This window comes from Pseudoalteromonas sp. 78C3 (assembly GCF_002836695.1).
Taxonomy (GTDB): Bacteria; Pseudomonadota; Gammaproteobacteria; order Enterobacterales; family Alteromonadaceae; genus Pseudoalteromonas; species Pseudoalteromonas arctica.
In genome coordinates this window covers 22497-37932 of sequence record NZ_PJAV01000134.1, presented here as the reverse complement: position 1 = coordinate 37932, position 15436 = coordinate 22497, and the positions used below count along the sequence as shown (strand labels likewise).

The 15436-nt window shown below is 40.6% G+C and carries 23 protein-coding genes; 5 read left to right on the top strand and 18 right to left on the bottom strand.

The window, feature by feature from the left end; genetic code table 11:
• Positions 1-646: 646 nt before the first annotated feature.
• From rplQ to CXF76_RS07925, 18 genes are all read right to left on the bottom strand, one after another.
• Positions 647-1048 carry a 50S ribosomal protein L17 gene (gene rplQ / locus CXF76_RS08010; RefSeq protein ID WP_002959450.1) on the bottom strand — a complete coding sequence of 134 codons (402 nt, stop codon included), beginning with the start codon at positions 1046-1048 and terminating at the stop codon, positions 647-649.
• A gap of 39 nt (positions 1049-1087) precedes the next feature.
• A complete protein-coding gene (locus CXF76_RS08005) occupies positions 1088-2074 on the bottom strand; it encodes a DNA-directed RNA polymerase subunit alpha (RefSeq protein ID WP_002959452.1) in 987 nt (328 codons plus the stop codon).
• 24 nt (positions 2075-2098) lie between these two features.
• Complete coding sequence (rpsD, locus tag CXF76_RS08000) at positions 2099-2719, bottom strand: 30S ribosomal protein S4 (RefSeq protein ID WP_002959461.1); 621 nt, start codon at positions 2717-2719, stop codon at positions 2099-2101.
• 21 nt (positions 2720-2740) lie between these two features.
• Positions 2741-3127, bottom strand: a complete 387-nt coding sequence (gene rpsK / locus CXF76_RS07995) for a 30S ribosomal protein S11 (RefSeq protein ID WP_002959471.1) — start codon at positions 3125-3127, stop codon at positions 2741-2743.
• Between the two features lie 12 nt (positions 3128-3139).
• Positions 3140-3496, bottom strand: a complete 357-nt coding sequence (rpsM, locus tag CXF76_RS07990) for a 30S ribosomal protein S13 (protein ID WP_007584664.1) — start codon at positions 3494-3496, stop codon at positions 3140-3142.
• A 124-nt stretch (positions 3497-3620) separates the two neighbouring features.
• Positions 3621-3734 carry a 50S ribosomal protein L36 gene (rpmJ, locus tag CXF76_RS07985; RefSeq protein ID WP_002959476.1) on the bottom strand — a complete coding sequence of 38 codons (114 nt, stop codon included), beginning with the start codon at positions 3732-3734 and terminating at the stop codon, positions 3621-3623.
• Positions 3735-3756: 22 nt separating this feature from the next.
• On the bottom strand, positions 3757-5085 hold the full coding sequence (secY, locus tag CXF76_RS07980; RefSeq protein WP_007584663.1) for a preprotein translocase subunit SecY: 1329 nt from the start codon (positions 5083-5085) through the stop codon (positions 3757-3759).
• A 10-nt stretch (positions 5086-5095) separates the two neighbouring features.
• Positions 5096-5530, bottom strand: coding sequence for a 50S ribosomal protein L15 (gene rplO / locus CXF76_RS07975; RefSeq protein WP_002959480.1), 435 nt, complete (start codon positions 5528-5530; stop codon positions 5096-5098).
• A gap of 4 nt (positions 5531-5534) precedes the next feature.
• A complete protein-coding gene (rpmD, locus tag CXF76_RS07970; RefSeq protein ID WP_002959482.1) occupies positions 5535-5717 on the bottom strand; it encodes a 50S ribosomal protein L30 in 183 nt (60 codons plus the stop codon).
• Positions 5718-5719: 2 nt separating this feature from the next.
• On the bottom strand, positions 5720-6226 hold the full coding sequence (gene rpsE, locus CXF76_RS07965) for a 30S ribosomal protein S5 (protein WP_002959485.1): 507 nt from the start codon (positions 6224-6226) through the stop codon (positions 5720-5722).
• Positions 6227-6235: 9 nt separating this feature from the next.
• Complete coding sequence (gene rplR, locus CXF76_RS07960; RefSeq protein ID WP_002959486.1) at positions 6236-6586, bottom strand: 50S ribosomal protein L18; 351 nt, start codon at positions 6584-6586, stop codon at positions 6236-6238.
• Positions 6587-6595: 9 nt separating this feature from the next.
• On the bottom strand, positions 6596-7129 hold the full coding sequence (gene rplF, locus CXF76_RS07955) for a 50S ribosomal protein L6 (RefSeq protein ID WP_002959488.1): 534 nt from the start codon (positions 7127-7129) through the stop codon (positions 6596-6598).
• 13 nt (positions 7130-7142) lie between these two features.
• Positions 7143-7535 (bottom strand): 30S ribosomal protein S8, encoded by a 393-nt coding sequence (gene rpsH / locus CXF76_RS07950; protein ID WP_007584660.1) that lies wholly within the window; start codon positions 7533-7535, stop codon positions 7143-7145.
• A 21-nt stretch (positions 7536-7556) separates the two neighbouring features.
• Positions 7557-7862: a 30S ribosomal protein S14 gene (rpsN, locus tag CXF76_RS07945; RefSeq protein ID WP_010554914.1), complete on the bottom strand. Its 306-nt coding sequence runs from the start codon at positions 7860-7862 to the stop codon at positions 7557-7559.
• A gap of 10 nt (positions 7863-7872) precedes the next feature.
• Positions 7873-8412 carry a 50S ribosomal protein L5 gene (rplE, locus tag CXF76_RS07940; RefSeq protein ID WP_010554915.1) on the bottom strand — a complete coding sequence of 180 codons (540 nt, stop codon included), beginning with the start codon at positions 8410-8412 and terminating at the stop codon, positions 7873-7875.
• Positions 8413-8428: 16 nt separating this feature from the next.
• A complete protein-coding gene (gene rplX / locus CXF76_RS07935; protein WP_002959496.1) occupies positions 8429-8743 on the bottom strand; it encodes a 50S ribosomal protein L24 in 315 nt (104 codons plus the stop codon).
• Between the two features lie 10 nt (positions 8744-8753).
• On the bottom strand, positions 8754-9122 hold the full coding sequence (gene rplN, locus CXF76_RS07930) for a 50S ribosomal protein L14 (protein WP_002959498.1): 369 nt from the start codon (positions 9120-9122) through the stop codon (positions 8754-8756).
• Between the two features lie 273 nt (positions 9123-9395).
• Positions 9396-11366: an AsmA family protein gene (locus CXF76_RS07925; RefSeq protein WP_101163391.1), complete on the bottom strand. Its 1971-nt coding sequence runs from the start codon at positions 11364-11366 to the stop codon at positions 9396-9398.
• 233 nt (positions 11367-11599) lie between these two features.
• Here CXF76_RS07925 and CXF76_RS07920 point away from each other — a divergent pair, with 233 nt between their 5' ends.
• The 5 genes from CXF76_RS07920 to CXF76_RS07895 all read left to right on the top strand — a co-directional run bounded on the left by CXF76_RS07920 (position 11600) and on the right by CXF76_RS07895 (position 15429).
• The gene (locus tag CXF76_RS07920; RefSeq protein WP_007584645.1) at positions 11600-12031 is read left to right on the top strand and encodes a hypothetical protein; all 432 of its coding nucleotides are present in this window, start codon (positions 11600-11602) and stop codon (positions 12029-12031) included.
• Positions 12032-12039: 8 nt separating this feature from the next.
• Complete coding sequence (locus CXF76_RS07915) at positions 12040-12240, top strand: helix-turn-helix transcriptional regulator (protein ID WP_024591361.1); 201 nt, start codon at positions 12040-12042, stop codon at positions 12238-12240.
• Between the two features lie 155 nt (positions 12241-12395).
• Positions 12396-13559: a hypothetical protein gene (locus CXF76_RS07910; protein WP_024591362.1), complete on the top strand. Its 1164-nt coding sequence runs from the start codon at positions 12396-12398 to the stop codon at positions 13557-13559.
• Between the two features lie 277 nt (positions 13560-13836).
• Positions 13837-14523, top strand: coding sequence for a TorF family putative porin (locus CXF76_RS07900; protein ID WP_024591363.1), 687 nt, complete (start codon positions 13837-13839; stop codon positions 14521-14523).
• Positions 14524-14715: 192 nt separating this feature from the next.
• Positions 14716-15429, top strand: a complete 714-nt coding sequence (locus tag CXF76_RS07895) for a YIP1 family protein (protein ID WP_101163390.1) — start codon at positions 14716-14718, stop codon at positions 15427-15429.
• Positions 15430-15436 lie beyond the last annotated feature (7 nt).

Below are 15436 nucleotides of genomic sequence, written 5' to 3'. Positions count from 1 at the left end.
TGAGTATTTGAGCTAAACGCTCAAAAACACAACTAAACTACCATTATTAATAGGTTCATAGAGCTATTTGAAATGAAAGTTGTGGCAACTACTAACGGGTAGAGACATATTTCGATCATCGATGCGGAAAAAACAACCAATGGAGCAATAGTCGTATTGCTATAAATCATTTAAATTAATCAAAAGCTTAGAATTGAATTGAATTGATCAGCCTATGTTTAATAATAGTTTTACAAATTTTAGGAGGAAGTTTACTTAGGCCGTAATGGTTAACTTTACTCTGAGGTTCTTAGTACCGGTATATTGATAAGAGTGCCACGTTATATCTTTTAATCAGCTCTATAAGTAGAAACTTCGTTAGGGATTGCTCTAATTGTAGCTCAATTCGCGGCGGTATTATTAATAGCTGTAAATCACAATATATAGTGGAAATGATCTTTAACTAGAATCTGATAGGCTATTTTGAATGAATGGTAAATAAAGAGTAATTAGGTAGAGCAATTAAAGCAGCTGCCAAAACAACTTATCAATTCAGAATCTATGAGTCAGTGCCCATAATAGAAGGTAATTACTGGTTCATATAGTTTGACAAATTTTAGGCAAGAAAAAGCCGAGCATAGGCTCGGCTTTTAGGTTTCTTTAAGACTTACTCTGCAGACTGTGCGTCTTCTTGAACTGCTTCGCTAGTCGCTGGGCGACCAACTAGTTCAATATAAGCCATTGGTGCATTATCACCAGTACGGAAGCCACACTTAAGAATACGAGTGTAACCACCTGGACGATCCGCGTTACGTGGACCGATTTCACTGAATAATTTACCAACAACTTCATTATCACGCGTGCGAGCAAACGCTAAACGGCGATTTGCTACACTGTCAGTCTTAGCCAGTGTGATTAAAGGTTCAATTACACGACGTAACTCTTTCGCTTTAGGCAAAGTAGTTTTGATGATTTCATGTTTCACCAAAGAACCTGCCATATTGCTAAACATCGCTTTACGATGGCTACTGTTACGGTTTAATTGACGACCACTCTTACGATGGCGCATGACCCTATCCTTCTAACTAAACTAATATAGTGATTTAGATTATTCAGCTAAGCTTGCAGGTGGCCAATTTTCTAGGCGCATGCCCAGAGAAAGTCCACGTGAAGCTAGCACGTCTTTAATTTCAGTTAGAGACTTCTTACCTAAATTAGGTGTTTTAAGAAGCTCAACTTCAGTGCGCTGAACTAAATCACCGATATATTGAATTTGCTCGGCTTTCAAACAATTTGCTGAGCGTACTGTTAATTCAAGGTCATCAACTGGACGAAGTAGAATAGGATCGAATTCTGGCTTCTCTTCTTTCTCTTCTGGCTCAGTTACATCACGTAAATCTACGAATGCATCTAATTGCTCAGCTAAGATAGTAGACGCACGGCGGATCGCTTCTTCTGGATCTAAAGTGCCGTTTGTTTCCATATCAATGATTAACTTGTCTAAATCTGTACGTTGCTCAACTCGAGCTGATTCAACCGAGTACGCAATACGTTCAACTGGGCTAAATGATGCATCAAGCAACAATCTACCAATTGGACGCTCATCGTCATCAGAGGATAAACGACTAGATGCCGGCACATAACCACGACCACGTTCAACACGAATACGCATGCTGATCTCGCTGTTATTTGTAGTTAAATTACAAATAACGTGATCTGGATTAGCAATTGTTACATCGCCATCGTGCTGAATATCAGCCGCAGTAACAGGGCCTACACCAGATTTAGTCAGGGTCAGAAAAACTTCATCTTTGCCTTCTAACGTTACTGCTAAACCTTTAAGGTTTAATAGTATTTCAATGATGTCTTCTTGAACGCCTTCTTTCGCGCTGTACTCATGTAATACACCGTCGATTTCAACTTCAGTTACTGCACATCCAGGCATAGATGAAAGTAATATACGGCGTAAAGCATTACCCAGAGTATGGCCAAAGCCACGCTCTAATGGTTCTAAAACTATTTTAGAACGCGTTGGGTTGATAGCGTCGATGTCGACTAACCTTGGTTTTAGAAATTCTGTAACAGAACCCTGCATTTTATCCTCTCTTAACTCTTAACTTTACTTAGAGTAAAGTTCGACGATTAGTTGTTCATTAATGTCCGCAGACAGGTCTGAACGCTCAGGTAGACGCTTAAAGCTGCCTTCCAATTTCTTACCGTCAACTTCAACCCAAGTCGGCTTTTCACGTTGCTCAGCCAACTCTAGAGCAGCGATGATACGTGCTTGTGTCTTAGACTTCTCACGGATTACAACAGTATCTTCTGGAGTAATTACGTATGAAGGAATGTTCACAACACGACCATTAACTAAAATCGCTTTATGGCTTACTAACTGACGTGCTTCTGCACGTGTGCTAGCAAAACCCATGCGATATACAACATTGTCTAAACGTTGCTCTAAAAGCTGTAACAAGTTTTCACCTGTATTACCTTTAAGGCGAGCAGCTTCTTTGTAGTAGTTACGGAATTGCTTTTCTAATACACCGTATATACGACGTACTTTTTGCTTTTCACGTAATTGTAAACCGTAATCAGATAAACGACCTTTACGGGCGCCGTGCTGACCAGGTGCAGTCTCAAGTTTACACTTAGAGTCGATAGCTCTTACGCCGCTCTTAAGGAACAGGTCAGTACCTTCACGACGACTCAGCTTGAGCTTAGGGCCCAAATATCTTGCCATGTTATTTCTCCTAACCTATTGTTAAACGCGACGTTTCTTCGGTGGACGACAACCATTATGTGGTATAGGCGTCACGTCAGTAATGTTGGTAATACGGTAACCAGCAGCATTCAAAGCACGTACAGCAGATTCACGACCTGGACCTGGACCTTTAATGAAAACTTCTAGATTTTTTAAACCGTATTCTTGAGCAGCAGTACCTGCACGCTCTGCAGCAACCTGAGCAGCAAATGGTGTAGATTTACGTGAACCACGGAAACCTGAACCACCGGCAGTAGCCCATGATAGTGCATTACCTTGACGGTCGGTAATCGTTACAATAGTGTTGTTGAAAGACGCATGAACATGAGCCATACCATCAGCAACTTGTTTTTTAACCTTTTTACGACGAATTGGTGTCTTAGCCATAATACTATCCCCTTATCGCTTAATAGGCTTACGAGGACCCTTGCGGGTGCGCGCGTTAGTCTTAGTTCTTTGACCACGTAGTGGTAAAGAGCGACGGTGACGTAGGCCACGATAACAACCAAGATCCATAAGGCGCTTGATATTTAAAGTAACTTCACGACGAAGATCACCTTCAACAGTGTACTTGCCAACTGCATCACGCAGTACGTCAAGAATTTCGTCTGAAAGTTCACCGATTTTTGTGGTTTCGGCGATACCAGTCGCTACTAAGATAGCCTTAGAGCGAGTCTTACCTATGCCATAAATAGCTGTTAAACCAATAACTGCATGTTTATGATCAGGGACGTTAATGCCAGCAATACGGGCCACTAACACATCTCCTATATTCGAATTTGGTAATCATCTGTTTGAAAAGCCCGTAAGGATACTCAAACGAAGACCAAATTACTACTAAAAACACAGGCCGAGAAAACTCAGCCTGCACGCTGTTTACTTAACCTTGCCTTTGCTTATGCTTAGGCTCACTGCAAATTACGCGTACTACACCAGCACGTTTAATAACTTTACAGTTACGGCATATTTTCTTAACGGAAGCACGTACTTTCATTGCTCAACTCCGTAAACTGACCTTATCGACCGTAGCCTTTAAGGTTCGCTTTTTTCAGCACAGAATCATACTGATGAGACATCAGGTGAGTCTGTACTTGTGCCATAAAGTCCATGATCACTACAACGATAATCAAAACTGATGTACCGCCGAAGTAGAATGGCGTTTGCCACGCCATCGTCATGAATTCAGGCACCAGACAGATAAAGGTTATATACAAAGCACCTGCCAATGTCAGGCGTGTCATCACTTTATCAATGTATTTAGATGTCTGCTCACCTGGACGAATACCTGGGATAAATGCGCCAGATTTCTTAAGGTTATCTGCAGTTTCACGTGGGTTAAAAACCAACGCTGTGTAGAAAAAGCAGAAGAAGATAATAGCCGCAGCTAAAACAAGTGAGTACAACGGTTGACCTGGGGTCAACGTAGTAGCAACAGCTTGTAATACATCAGCGACTGGACCTTCACCTTGGCCGAACCAGCTAGCAATTGTACCAGGGAACAGAATTATACTGCTAGCGAAGATTGGTGGAATAACACCCGCCATATTTACTTTTAGTGGTAAATGCGTGCTTTGAGCAGCAAATACTTGACGACCTTGTTGGCGTTTAGCGTAGTTAACAACAATACGACGTTGTCCACGTTCGAAAAACACTACAAGATAAGTAACAGCGAATACGATTACCGCAACCATCAACAGTACAAAAACATTCAAATCACCTTGGCGCGCCATTTCGACTGTCGAACCAATAGCAGACGGCAAGTTAGCTACAATACCAACAAATATTAGAACAGAGATACCGTTACCGATACCGCGCTCTGTTATTTGTTCACCCAACCACATAAGGAACATAGTACCAGTCACTAAACTCACCACTGCGGTGAAATAGAAACCCATACCAGGGTTAACAACTAACCCCTCCATCATGCCCGGTAAGCTAGAAGCAATACCGATTGATTGAATAGTAGCTAGCACAAGCGTGCCATAGCGTGTGTACTGGCTAATTTTTTTACGCCCTTGCTCACCTTCTTTCTTAAGCTCTATAAACGGAGGATACATATGCGTTAATAGTTGCGTAATAATCGAAGCCGAGATATACGGCATAATACCCAGTGCTAACACTGAAGCTCGCTCAAGTGCACCACCACTGAACATGTTGAACATCTCAACAATGGTGCCCTTTTGTTGCTCGAAGAAATCGGCAAGTACAGCGGCGTCAATCCCAGGGATCGGCACAAATGAACCTAGACGGTAAATTATGATAGCACCCAATACGAAGAGTAATCGGCGCTTCAATTCCGAAAGTCCACCTTGTGCACTTTTTGTATCTTGACCTGGTTTAGCCATTAGTACTTCCTTAGTCTTCTACCTTGCCTCCGGCAGCTTCAATAGCTTCGCGAGCACCTTTAGAGGCTTTAAGGCCTTTAACGGTAACAGCGCGTGAAACTTCGCCAGATTTAACAACTTTAACGAAAAGAACGTTCTTTTTAACTAGACCAGCTGCTTGTAACGCGCTTAGGTCTACCACATCGCCTTCTACTTTAGCGATTTCAAAAAGGTTTATTTCTGCAGATACTAAAGATTTGCGAGAAGTAAAACCAAATTTAGGTAGACGACGTTGCATAGGCATTTGACCGCCTTCAAAACCAACGCGTACTTTGCCGCCAGAACGTGATTTTTGACCTTTGTGACCACGGCCGCCAGTCTTACCTAGACCAGAACCGATACCACGACCAACACGTTTTGGAGCAGTTTTTGAACCTGCAGCAGGTGAAAGTGTATTCAAATGCATCGAATTAACCCTCTACCTTAACCATGTAAGAAACCTTGTTTATCATACCACGTACACATGCTGTGTCTTCTAACTCAACAGTGTGGTTGATACGACGTAAACCAAGACCGCGTAATGTAGCTTTATGTTTCGGTAAACGACCGATAGAGCTTTTTACTTGTGTTACTTTTACAGTTTGATTTGCCATGGTTACCCCAGTATTTCGTCTACGCGAAGGCCACGTTTTGCAGCGATTGACTGTGGAGAATTCATATTCTCAAGAGCCGAAATCGTTGCACGTACCACGTTGATCGGGTTAGTAGAACCGTAACATTTAGAAAGTACGTTCTGCACACCAGTAACTTCTAGTACTGCACGCATAGCACCACCTGCAATGATACCAGTACCTTCAGATGCTGGTTTCATGAACACTAGTGAGCCAGCATGACGTCCCTTAACAGGATGCTGTAATGTGTTGCCATTTAGGTCTACGTTGATCATGTTACGACGTGCTTTTTCCATTGCTTTTTGAATAGCAGCTGGAACTTCACGTGCTTTACCATAACCGAAACCTACTTTACCTGCGCCATCACCAACTACAGTTAGTGCAGTAAAGCTAAAGATACGACCACCTTTAACTACTTTAGACACACGGTTCACCGCGATTAGCTTTTCAGCTAGATCAGGCTGTTGTTGCTTTGCTTCTACGTTAGCCATAGTCTACTCCTAGAATTGCAAACCGGCTTCACGCGCAGCATCAGCTAGCGCCTTCACACGGCCGTGATATTTAAAGCCACTGCGATCAAAAGCAATCTTTTCGATGCCTTTGTCAGCCGCACGTTCAGCAACCGCTTTGCCAACTGCTTGCGCAGCTTCAACGTTACCGGTGCCTTTAACTGTTTCGCTAATAGCCTTTTCAACAGTAGAAGCAGCAGCCAGTACATTACCCTCAGCATTTACTACTTGAGCGTATATGTGACGTGGCGTGCGGTGGATAACAAGACGCGTTGTGCCTTGTTCAATATAATTTCTACGAGTGCGTTTAGCACGACGTAGACGAGCTGTTTTTTTATCCATCGTCTTACCTTACTTCTTCTTAGCCTCTTTACGGCGTACATTCTCATCTGAATAACGAACACCCTTACCTTTATAAGGCTCAGGTTTACGGTATGCACGAATGTTAGCAGCTGTTTGACCAACTAACTGCTTGTCTACGCCCTTAACTAGAACTTCTGTTTGGCTTGGAGTTTCAATCGTAATTCCTTCAGGAACTGCGAAATTAACTGGGTGTGAGAAGCCAAGAGTTAAATCTAATGTTTTACCCTTAGCTGCAGCACGGTAACCCACGCCTACTAACTGAAGTTTCTTCTCGTAACCTTCATGCGTACCAACAACCATGTTGTTGATTAGAGCGCGAGCAGTACCTGCTTGAGCCCATGCATTAGCTACGCCATCACGAGGTAAAGTAGTAATAACGTTGTCATTAACTTGTACTTCAACAGCGTTGTTGATAGTACGAGTAAGTTCACCGTTTTTGCCTTTAACTGTGATTTCCTGGCCTTTTAATGTAACTTCTACACCGGCAGGAACAGTAATTGGTGCCTTTGCTATGCGAGACATAGTTCCCCTCCGATTAAGCTACAAAACCAATGATTTCACCACCAACACCAGCACTACGTGCTGTGCGGTCTGTCATTAGGCCTTTAGAAGTTGATACGATAGCGATACCAAGACCACCCATTACCTTAGGTAATTGGTCACGTTTCTTATAGATACGTAGACCAGGGCGACTTACACGCTGGATATTTTCAATTACAGCTTTGCCTTCGAAGTACTTCAACTCGATAGAAAGCTCAGGTTTAGTTTCACCGTTAACGGCGAAATCTACGATATAACCTTCGTCTTTTAGTACTTTAGCTAATGCTACTTTCAGCTTTGAAGTTGGCATCGTTACAGATACTTTCTTCGCTGATTGACCGTTACGAATTCGTGTAAACAAATCCGCGATAGGATCTTGCAAGCTCATAGTCTTACTCCCATGATTCTATTACCAGCTAGCCTTTTTAAGGCCAGGAATTTCACCGCGCATAGCTGCTTCGCGAACTTTAATACGGCTCATGCCGAATTTGCGAAGGAAACCATGTGGGCGGCCCGTAATGTTACAACGATTACGTTGACGTGCAGGGCTAGAATCACGAGGTAAAGCTTGTAGCTTAAGTACCGCGTCCCAACGATCATCTTCAGATGTGTTAACATCACTGATGATAGCTTTTAGTGCCGCGCGCTTTTCAGCGAACTGAGCAACTAGTTTTGTGCGCTTTGCTTCGCGCGCTTTCATAGAATTCTTTGCCATAACCCTACCCTTATTTCTTAAATGGGAAGTTAAACGCTTCTAACAACGCACGGCCTTCCTCATCAGATTTCGCAGAAGTAGTGATAGTAATATCCATACCGCGTACACGGTCTACTTTATCGTAATCGATTTCTGGGAAGATGATTTGTTCACGTACGCCCATGCTGTAGTTGCCACGTCCATCAAAAGACTTAGCACTTACGCCACGGAAGTCACGAATACGTGGGATAGCGATTGATACCAAACGCTCAAAAAAGTCCCACATACGCTCGCCGCGTAGGGTTACTTTACAACCAATCGGGTAACCTTCACGCACTTTGAAGCCAGCAACAGATTTGCGTGCTTTAGTGATTAGAGGTTTCTGACCAGAGATTGCTGCTAGATCCGCTACTGCGTTATCTAAAATCTTCTTGTCAGCTAGGGCTTCGCCCACGCCCATATTCAATGTGATCTTTTCGATCTGAGGGACTTGCATGACAGAGCTGAAACCAAACTTCTCTTGAAGTTCCGCAACTACTTTGTCTTTATATACTTCATGCAGTTTCGCCATCATTCTACTCCAACTATTAGATAGTTTTACCAGTAGATTTAAAGATACGTAATTTCTTACCATCTTCAATCTTGAAACCTACACGATCAGCTTTACTCGTTTCCGAGTTGAAGATCGCAACGTTTGATGCATCCATAGATGCTTCTTTCTCAACAATGCCGCCAGCTTGGTTCAATTGTGGAACCGGCTTTTGGTGTTTCTTGATCAAGTTTATGCCTTCGACAAAGATTCGACCAGATTCAGTAACAACTGAAAGCACTTTTCCGCGCTTACCTTTGTCTTTACCTGCTAGTACGATTACTTCGTCATCACGACGTATTTTTGCTGCCATGATTGGCTCCTTACAGTACTTCTGGGGCTAGTGAAACGATTTTCATGAACTTATCATTACGAAGTTCGCGAGTCACAGGGCCGAAAATACGTGTACCAATTGGCTGCAAGTTATCATTTAAGATAACAGCCGCGTTGCTGTCAAAACGGATCAAAGAACCATCTGGACGGCGAACACCTTTTCTGGTACGCACAACTACCGCGTTTTTAACATCACCTTTCTTCACTTTACCGCGAGGAATAGCTTCTTTTACAGAAACTTTAATGATGTCGCCAATCGCTGCGTAGCGACGGTGTGAACCACCAAGGACTTTTATACACTGCACTTTGCGAGCGCCGCTGTTATCAGCAACTTCCAGCTGAGTTTGCATTTGGATCATGTTAATGACCTCCGGTGTAGTAATTACAACGTGTCTAAAATTCGTTTAAAAATCAGACATTTCGATTAAATCCCAATCAAAAAACAAACGAGTTGTCTCTTAAGGGCGGGCAATTGTACCAGCATTGAGGGGGTAGTGATAGGTTATTTTTTAATTAATTTAGAGCGTATGGTTATTAAAGTTGAGTAATTACGGCTATGTAGCTATTTTACAGGTGGTTACAAAACAAACAAGGCACTATATAAGTGCCTTGTTTGTTTTAACTATAGATGATTAACCGAATAAACCTTTTAATTTATCTTTAATCTTATCCTTTGCTTTGTCTTTGGCTTTTTCTTTTGCCTCATCAACCTTCTGCTTAGCTTCATCTTTAAGCGCATTGCCTACATCAAGCTTTATACCAACATCGTGGAAAGGCCCTTTTATACGTAGTGGTATTTTAAAACCAGTGCTGTCATCAGTGGTCCCCTGTCCTTCGATTGATCCAACTATGCCTGTAACCAAACGGTAATTAACTGTTGTTTGCGGTAAATCAACATCGCCTTCACCTGATATTCTAACGAGTGGGCTAATAAGTGATAAATCAGTATTTTTACCAACACCATTAGTAAAGTTAAAACTTCCCGTTAGTGCAGAGAAATCTGTTTGCTCTGATTCTTCAAACCCGGTATCCAGCCCTTCAGACGCAGCACCAAAGTTTCCTGAAATGAGTTCCTTACCTTTACGAACCATCTCAGCTATATTCGCACCTTTTACAGCTCCATCAGCAAACTCAAATCCAAGTTTTCCGTTAAGCGCACCAATAAACGACTTTTGACTTTGGCCAGTTGTGTTTAGGTTCCAATTTAAAGAACCCTTACCCATTAGCTTGTCAAAACCTGCCGCATCAGTTAATAAAGGCTGTGCATCTATACCAGCTAAGTCAAAGTTAGTTGATATTTTATAAGGCACTTGTTGTGCGTTTACATTAATAACGCCTTTACCTGACCCTTCATAAGCAGAAAAGCTATCTAGGCTTAGTTTTGCAACGCTATTTTTTAAAGCAACAGTAAATTGATTGGCGCCCAACTTAATATCGTTAGCTTTTAATCCACTTGAACGAATAACTACATTCGCATCTAGTGAATTTAACGCACTTAGATCAATTTTAGTGTCATCCCATACTATTGGCTCTGCAGGTTTATCATTTTGCTCTACTGGCTCTTCTTGTTTTGCTACTGCTTCAGGTAGGTACGGGTTTAAATCAAGCATACCTAAATCAATATCAGCATTTACAGCTAAACGCTTACCTAGGTTAAGCTCACTCTTACCTTTTATTTCCAATGCATCTAACGTCGCAACTAAATCTTCTAAATTAAATTTCTCACCTGCTAGGTGCATTTTACCGTTTACACTAAATGCGTTAAAAGCATTGTCTTTAGCGTCTAACTCTACACCTTGCCATTTCGCAATACTTTTAACTGACTCACCGCTTAGTGATAACTGACCTTTAATATCTTGGCCTTGCCCAGCGATGCTCCCTTCGAACGTTAGATCAACTAAACGAGAATCTAAGGTTTGTTTAACATTAAAAGTAGCACCTTCAATTGCTTTAGCAGGAGTATCTAATTTTATATCAAGCTCAAAACGCTCCTGCATATAAGTAATACCCCCTTTTACTTCTAATGTTTTACGAAGTGATGGAAGTAAAATAGCGAGTTCTAAATCACTAATTTGTTGCTTAGCACCTGTTAGACCATCTAGATAAGTAAATGTGCCGCCATAAATAGCAACCTCACCTAACTCAATATCAAAGTTATCTGGAAGCTTTATCGCTTCACCTGATTGGCTTTGCTCTTTAGGTTGCTCTGCAACTGCATCAAACAACTGCCAATTAGCTTTACCATTTTTGTCAGTTTCTAATAGGATATTTGGTTCATTTATAACAAACTTATCTAATTTAAACTCACCACCAAATAATGAAAACCAAGGTATGTGTACAGCAAGCTGTTTCATACTCGCCATATCGGCGCGCGAACCTGATTCCATATTTGCAAAATGCACGTCGTTAAGTTCTAACTTTAATGCAGGGAATACGCTAAGTGTTTTATCACCTTTAATAGTAAGAGTGCGCCCAGTTGTTTGTTCTACCTGCTGCGACACTTTATTAAAAATAGTATCAGTAGGAATTAAAAACGGTGCGGCAACAATTAGTGCTATACATAGTAAAAGTATTACACCTACAATTTTAAGTAAGGTTTTCATGATCGTCCTTTCAAACGTGCAAATAATGTTCTTATCATAGCGAGTGTTAGCCTTAAAATCATTGTAGTTGATGTAAAAAAGCCACTAAAACTACTTTACCTGTTCTATATGAATCTTTCCTGAAACATTTTGATACCTTTAGGTTACAAATAAGTATTGACCCGGTGATACCCCAAGGTTGCATTGATACCCAGAGGTTACAAAAAATAAAATACTATTACAGGATGAATACTATGAAACAACAGGATATTAAAACTGAAGAACAATTTATGGGTCAAAACATATGGATTAGTTTAAGCGCAGGGATAGTTTGTTTACTTCTCTGTGTTTACTCACTAATAAAACAAGATCAACATATTGGAGGGCTTTTAACTGTTGGAATGGGCGTTTTTTTTTATATAGTTATAGTGATTATTTATCTCATTAAAGGGGGTTTTCCGTTAAAAATGTATTTTCAATACGCTTATAAAGATGAGTTTCTAAACACCATTGACACTAATGCATATAAACATACAAGTTTTGCATTTGGGTTTTGCCTTCTTGGTGTTTTTTATATAAGCGATGAAATACCTACCGAATTTTCGCATGCAACTATGGCAATATTCTACCTAGGTATCATGCTCTTGGTATATGGCGCTTCATTGCTTTGGCAAAATCGTGATTAGGAGAGGAAATGCAAAATAACATAGCAAAGTATCGAAAAGAGGCCGGGCTTTCACAGCAAGAACTTGCTGATGCTATTAACGTGTCGCGCAAAACAATAAGTACCGTAGAAACAAACCGGTTTACGCCGTCGGTAATAATTGCTCTAAAAATAGCAAAGCATTTTAATACCTCAGTTGAAAGCCTATTTGTACTGGATGAAAATGATTGATACATGTTAAAGCATTAGTCTCATTTTATTAGCAAAAATACTGATTTAGTCACTTCAATTACAACGTATGGAGGACAGCGCTGTTGTTATTAGCGTAATTGCGCTAAAATAGACCAGCAAAAAAATATATATCTAAACCGGAGATTCTACAAGGCATGAAAAAACTGCTAATTTCACCGTCAAAAATGACGCTAGGCGAACAAGAAAATCAAATCTATCAGAACATTCTGAAGCAATCTTCAGAGTTAAGCCTTAACCTTATGGCCGTGAAAGTAGAAAACCACCCTGATGATTTTTTACCTTGGTGTTACGAATTGCTAAGTGCAAGCAGAGATCGTATGAACTACGATTTGCTAGAGCCACAGCAGTTACCAGTACTTAAGAAGCTACACGATCAGCTTATTTCAGCTATCAGCTTTTTACAGGTTAAAACTTTACGTATTGCTCCGTGGCCTGTTGTCAGTGTATTTGTAGAACAACACAAAGACGTTATTGCACTTGATGAACAGCTTCGTTTGGTAGACTACATCAAAAGCATTCGTGAACAGTCTCTTAAAGATATGATTCCTGAAGACTTACTTGCGTTTAGCGGTAAGCACATGGCATCACTTGATCCAAGCACATACAACTTTGACGTTGAATGGTTTGCATCTACAAAGAGTGCAAAGAGCTTCCATCAAATGCTTGGTGATTTACCAGGTGCTTTTGACGATGCACTAGTGAATATTCCACTTGAAGGTGATATTACTCAATACGAATATCAACAATTTGTTGCTGCTTATTCAAAAATATTCACCGACAACAACGAAAAACCAACACTTGCGCCTGCAACACGACTGCTTGCAATGCGTCGCCCTGATTTATTTACTCCGATTACAAATAATCGATTAGATGCATTATGTGGTGCCCTTGGTGTTTCTAAACTTAAAAATAGTGATTTTGAGCGTTACTGGCAAGATATCGTAAAAGGTATTCAAGCTATGTCATGGTACAAAATGGCTAAACCTAGTAATGAGTTAGAAGAACAATTGGTTGCTATTAAAGCATTAATTCCATGTTTCTTTCACTACGCTGATGCTAAAACACCAGATAACTCTAACTACATTAAACTGCTAACCAAGCCTAAACGTACTACAACTACAACAGGTAAAACTCAGCGTAGAGGTAAAGAGTCTGCAGAAATTCTAGTAGACCGTGCACTTGCTGCTGACGATATTCCTGAGCATATTCGCAGTAAACGTGATTCAATTGTGAGTGAAGTACAAAAAGGTCGCAGCGTAAACGAAACAATTAGCCTTATGCGCACTATATTCGGTTAAAATCTTCTAATTTAGCCGTACTTTTATGGTGCGGCTAGGTTAATTTATGCACCAGCAATGTGCGCAACATCTTCCTTCATGTTATATCCCCATCCTATTCATAAAATTCAAGCTCATGTTTTTAATAAATAAAAAATAATTTTTAATAAAAAATAATGAAGCTGGCACATACAGTGCAATTATCCCGTTAGTTAAACAATAAAAAGCCGTCAGCCTAAAGGTTCCGATTACATAATAAAAACCTTGGCGAGCAAAAATCATATAACGGGAAATGGACATGCTAAAACTAAAAAAAACAATCGCTATCAGTGCTATAGCATTAATGGGCGCAACATCTTTAACGTCAACAGCCGTACATGCTGAAGTAACTGCTAATGCAGCGGCAACATCAAACTACTTATGGCGTGGTCAAGAGCAAACTGGGGGCGATGCAGCTATTTCAGGCGGTATTGATTACGCCAATGAATCGGGCTTTTATGCAGGTACTTGGGCTTCAAATGCATCGTGGGCAGATGAAATGACCTATGAGCTTGATTTATATGCAGGCTTTGGTGGCGACATTAACGAAAGCGTTAGCTACGATGTTGGCTATATTTATTACGCTTACCCAGATGCCGCTTCTGAAGCTGACGCAGATTTCTCTGAAATTTACGGTAGCATTAGTGTAGAAGGTTTTACATTTGGTGCTTCAGTACTTGCAACATCAGCTGCAAGTGGTGATGGTACAGACTTTGGTGATTCACTTTACCTGACAGCTGACTACGGTTTTGCTGTTGGCAGTAACGGCACTGAAATGGCACTTCACTTAGGCCATTACTCTGGTGATTTTATTGGCGATGACAATATTCTAGATTACGGTGTATCAATTTCGAAAGACGGTTTTACTTTTGGTTTGTCTGATACAGATATGGATGATTCAGATATTAAAGCTTACGTTGCTTATTCTGTAGACTTTAATTTATAAGAAAGAATGTGTTACTTGCTGCAACACGAAGGGCCTTTTGGCCCTTTTCTCGTTTTTGAATAAGACCCCTCACACCTGTTAACAAACCGTTACAATTGAATGAAAACAATACATACTTTTTCCTTTATTCTATAACTTAGTCACTGGGCATTTATAACTGCCTAGCCATAAAATAGGTATAAAGGAATAATAATGAAATCACCTAACGCTTTTAGCGCCCTACTCGATATTTATATAAATCCTAGTAAAGCTTTCAATGGTGTTGAACACGCCAAGGGTTGGTCATGGTTAGCATTTATATGTATTACCCTTGCTAGTATCGCTAGTGTTTATATTTTTTACTCTAGTGTTGATATGCAGTTTTTGATTAATGAGCAAGTAGCAGCATCAAGTATAGATGCAACAATTGGCGAGCAAAAAGCAATTCGTCAAAGTATAGAGCTAAATGCAGAAAACCAAATTTGGTTTGCTCTGTTTGGCAGCGTAATGGGGCTAGCTATTATGAATGCACTCATGGCACTTTATTATATGCTTGTGGCTAAACAAGATCCTGAATCAGAACATAGCTACGGAGCTTGGTATGGATTCTCTACCTGGACAATGATGCCAGTTGTTATTTCAAGCCTAGGCACAATTGCTCTTGTACTAAGTGCAAGTACAGATCAAATATCTCAACAAGCCGTATTTAGCTACGCATCTATTAACCAATTAATAATAGGACTTGAAATTGGCCATCCTTTTTATAGCTTATTAGAATCAATAAACTTATTTAGCTTTTGGAGCATTGCGCTGGGAATGATCGGCTTAAAATGCTGGACTAATTTTTCAACTAACAAAGCACTCCTATTCTCTGCACTTCCTTCAATCATTATTTTTGGTATTTGGGCAGTCATTGCAGCAATGTAACCACTAG

Excerpts from the sequence above, each read along its gene's own strand:
- rplQ (WP_002959450.1), bottom strand. The coding sequence starts at position 1,048 with ATGCGCCATCGTAAGAGTGGTCGTCAATTAAACCGTAACAGTAGCCAT.
- CXF76_RS08005 (WP_002959452.1), bottom strand. The coding sequence starts at position 2,074 with ATGCAGGGTTCTGTTACAGAATTTCTAAAACCAAGGTTAGTCGACATC.
- rpsD (WP_002959461.1), bottom strand. The coding sequence starts at position 2,719 with ATGGCAAGATATTTGGGCCCTAAGCTCAAGCTGAGTCGTCGTGAAGGT.
- rpsK (WP_002959471.1), bottom strand. The coding sequence starts at position 3,127 with ATGGCTAAGACACCAATTCGTCGTAAAAAGGTTAAAAAACAAGTTGCT.
- rpmJ (WP_002959476.1), bottom strand. The coding sequence starts at position 3,734 with ATGAAAGTACGTGCTTCCGTTAAGAAAATATGCCGTAACTGTAAAGTT.
- secY (WP_007584663.1), bottom strand. The coding sequence starts at position 5,085 with ATGGCTAAACCAGGTCAAGATACAAAAAGTGCACAAGGTGGACTTTCG.
- rplO (WP_002959480.1), bottom strand. The coding sequence starts at position 5,530 with ATGCATTTGAATACACTTTCACCTGCTGCAGGTTCAAAAACTGCTCCA.
- rpmD (WP_002959482.1), bottom strand. The coding sequence starts at position 5,717 with ATGGCAAATCAAACTGTAAAAGTAACACAAGTAAAAAGCTCTATCGGT.
- rpsE (WP_002959485.1), bottom strand. The coding sequence starts at position 6,226 with ATGGCTAACGTAGAAGCAAAGCAACAACAGCCTGATCTAGCTGAAAAG.
- rplR (WP_002959486.1), bottom strand. The coding sequence starts at position 6,586 with ATGGATAAAAAAACAGCTCGTCTACGTCGTGCTAAACGCACTCGTAGA.
- rplF (WP_002959488.1), bottom strand. The coding sequence starts at position 7,129 with ATGTCTCGCATAGCAAAGGCACCAATTACTGTTCCTGCCGGTGTAGAA.
- rpsH (WP_007584660.1), bottom strand. The coding sequence starts at position 7,535 with ATGAGCTTGCAAGATCCTATCGCGGATTTGTTTACACGAATTCGTAAC.
- rpsN (WP_010554914.1), bottom strand. The coding sequence starts at position 7,862 with ATGGCAAAGAATTCTATGAAAGCGCGCGAAGCAAAGCGCACAAAACTA.
- rplE (WP_010554915.1), bottom strand. The coding sequence starts at position 8,412 with ATGGCGAAACTGCATGAAGTATATAAAGACAAAGTAGTTGCGGAACTT.
- rplX (WP_002959496.1), bottom strand. The coding sequence starts at position 8,743 with ATGGCAGCAAAAATACGTCGTGATGACGAAGTAATCGTACTAGCAGGT.
- rplN (WP_002959498.1), bottom strand. The coding sequence starts at position 9,122 with ATGATCCAAATGCAAACTCAGCTGGAAGTTGCTGATAACAGCGGCGCT.
- CXF76_RS07925 (WP_101163391.1), bottom strand. The coding sequence starts at position 11,366 with ATGAAAACCTTACTTAAAATTGTAGGTGTAATACTTTTACTATGTATA.
- CXF76_RS07920 (WP_007584645.1), top strand. The coding sequence starts at position 11,600 with ATGAAACAACAGGATATTAAAACTGAAGAACAATTTATGGGTCAAAAC.
- CXF76_RS07915 (WP_024591361.1), top strand. The coding sequence starts at position 12,040 with ATGCAAAATAACATAGCAAAGTATCGAAAAGAGGCCGGGCTTTCACAG.
- CXF76_RS07910 (WP_024591362.1), top strand. The coding sequence starts at position 12,396 with ATGAAAAAACTGCTAATTTCACCGTCAAAAATGACGCTAGGCGAACAA.
- CXF76_RS07900 (WP_024591363.1), top strand. The coding sequence starts at position 13,837 with ATGCTAAAACTAAAAAAAACAATCGCTATCAGTGCTATAGCATTAATG.
- CXF76_RS07895 (WP_101163390.1), top strand. The coding sequence starts at position 14,716 with ATGAAATCACCTAACGCTTTTAGCGCCCTACTCGATATTTATATAAAT.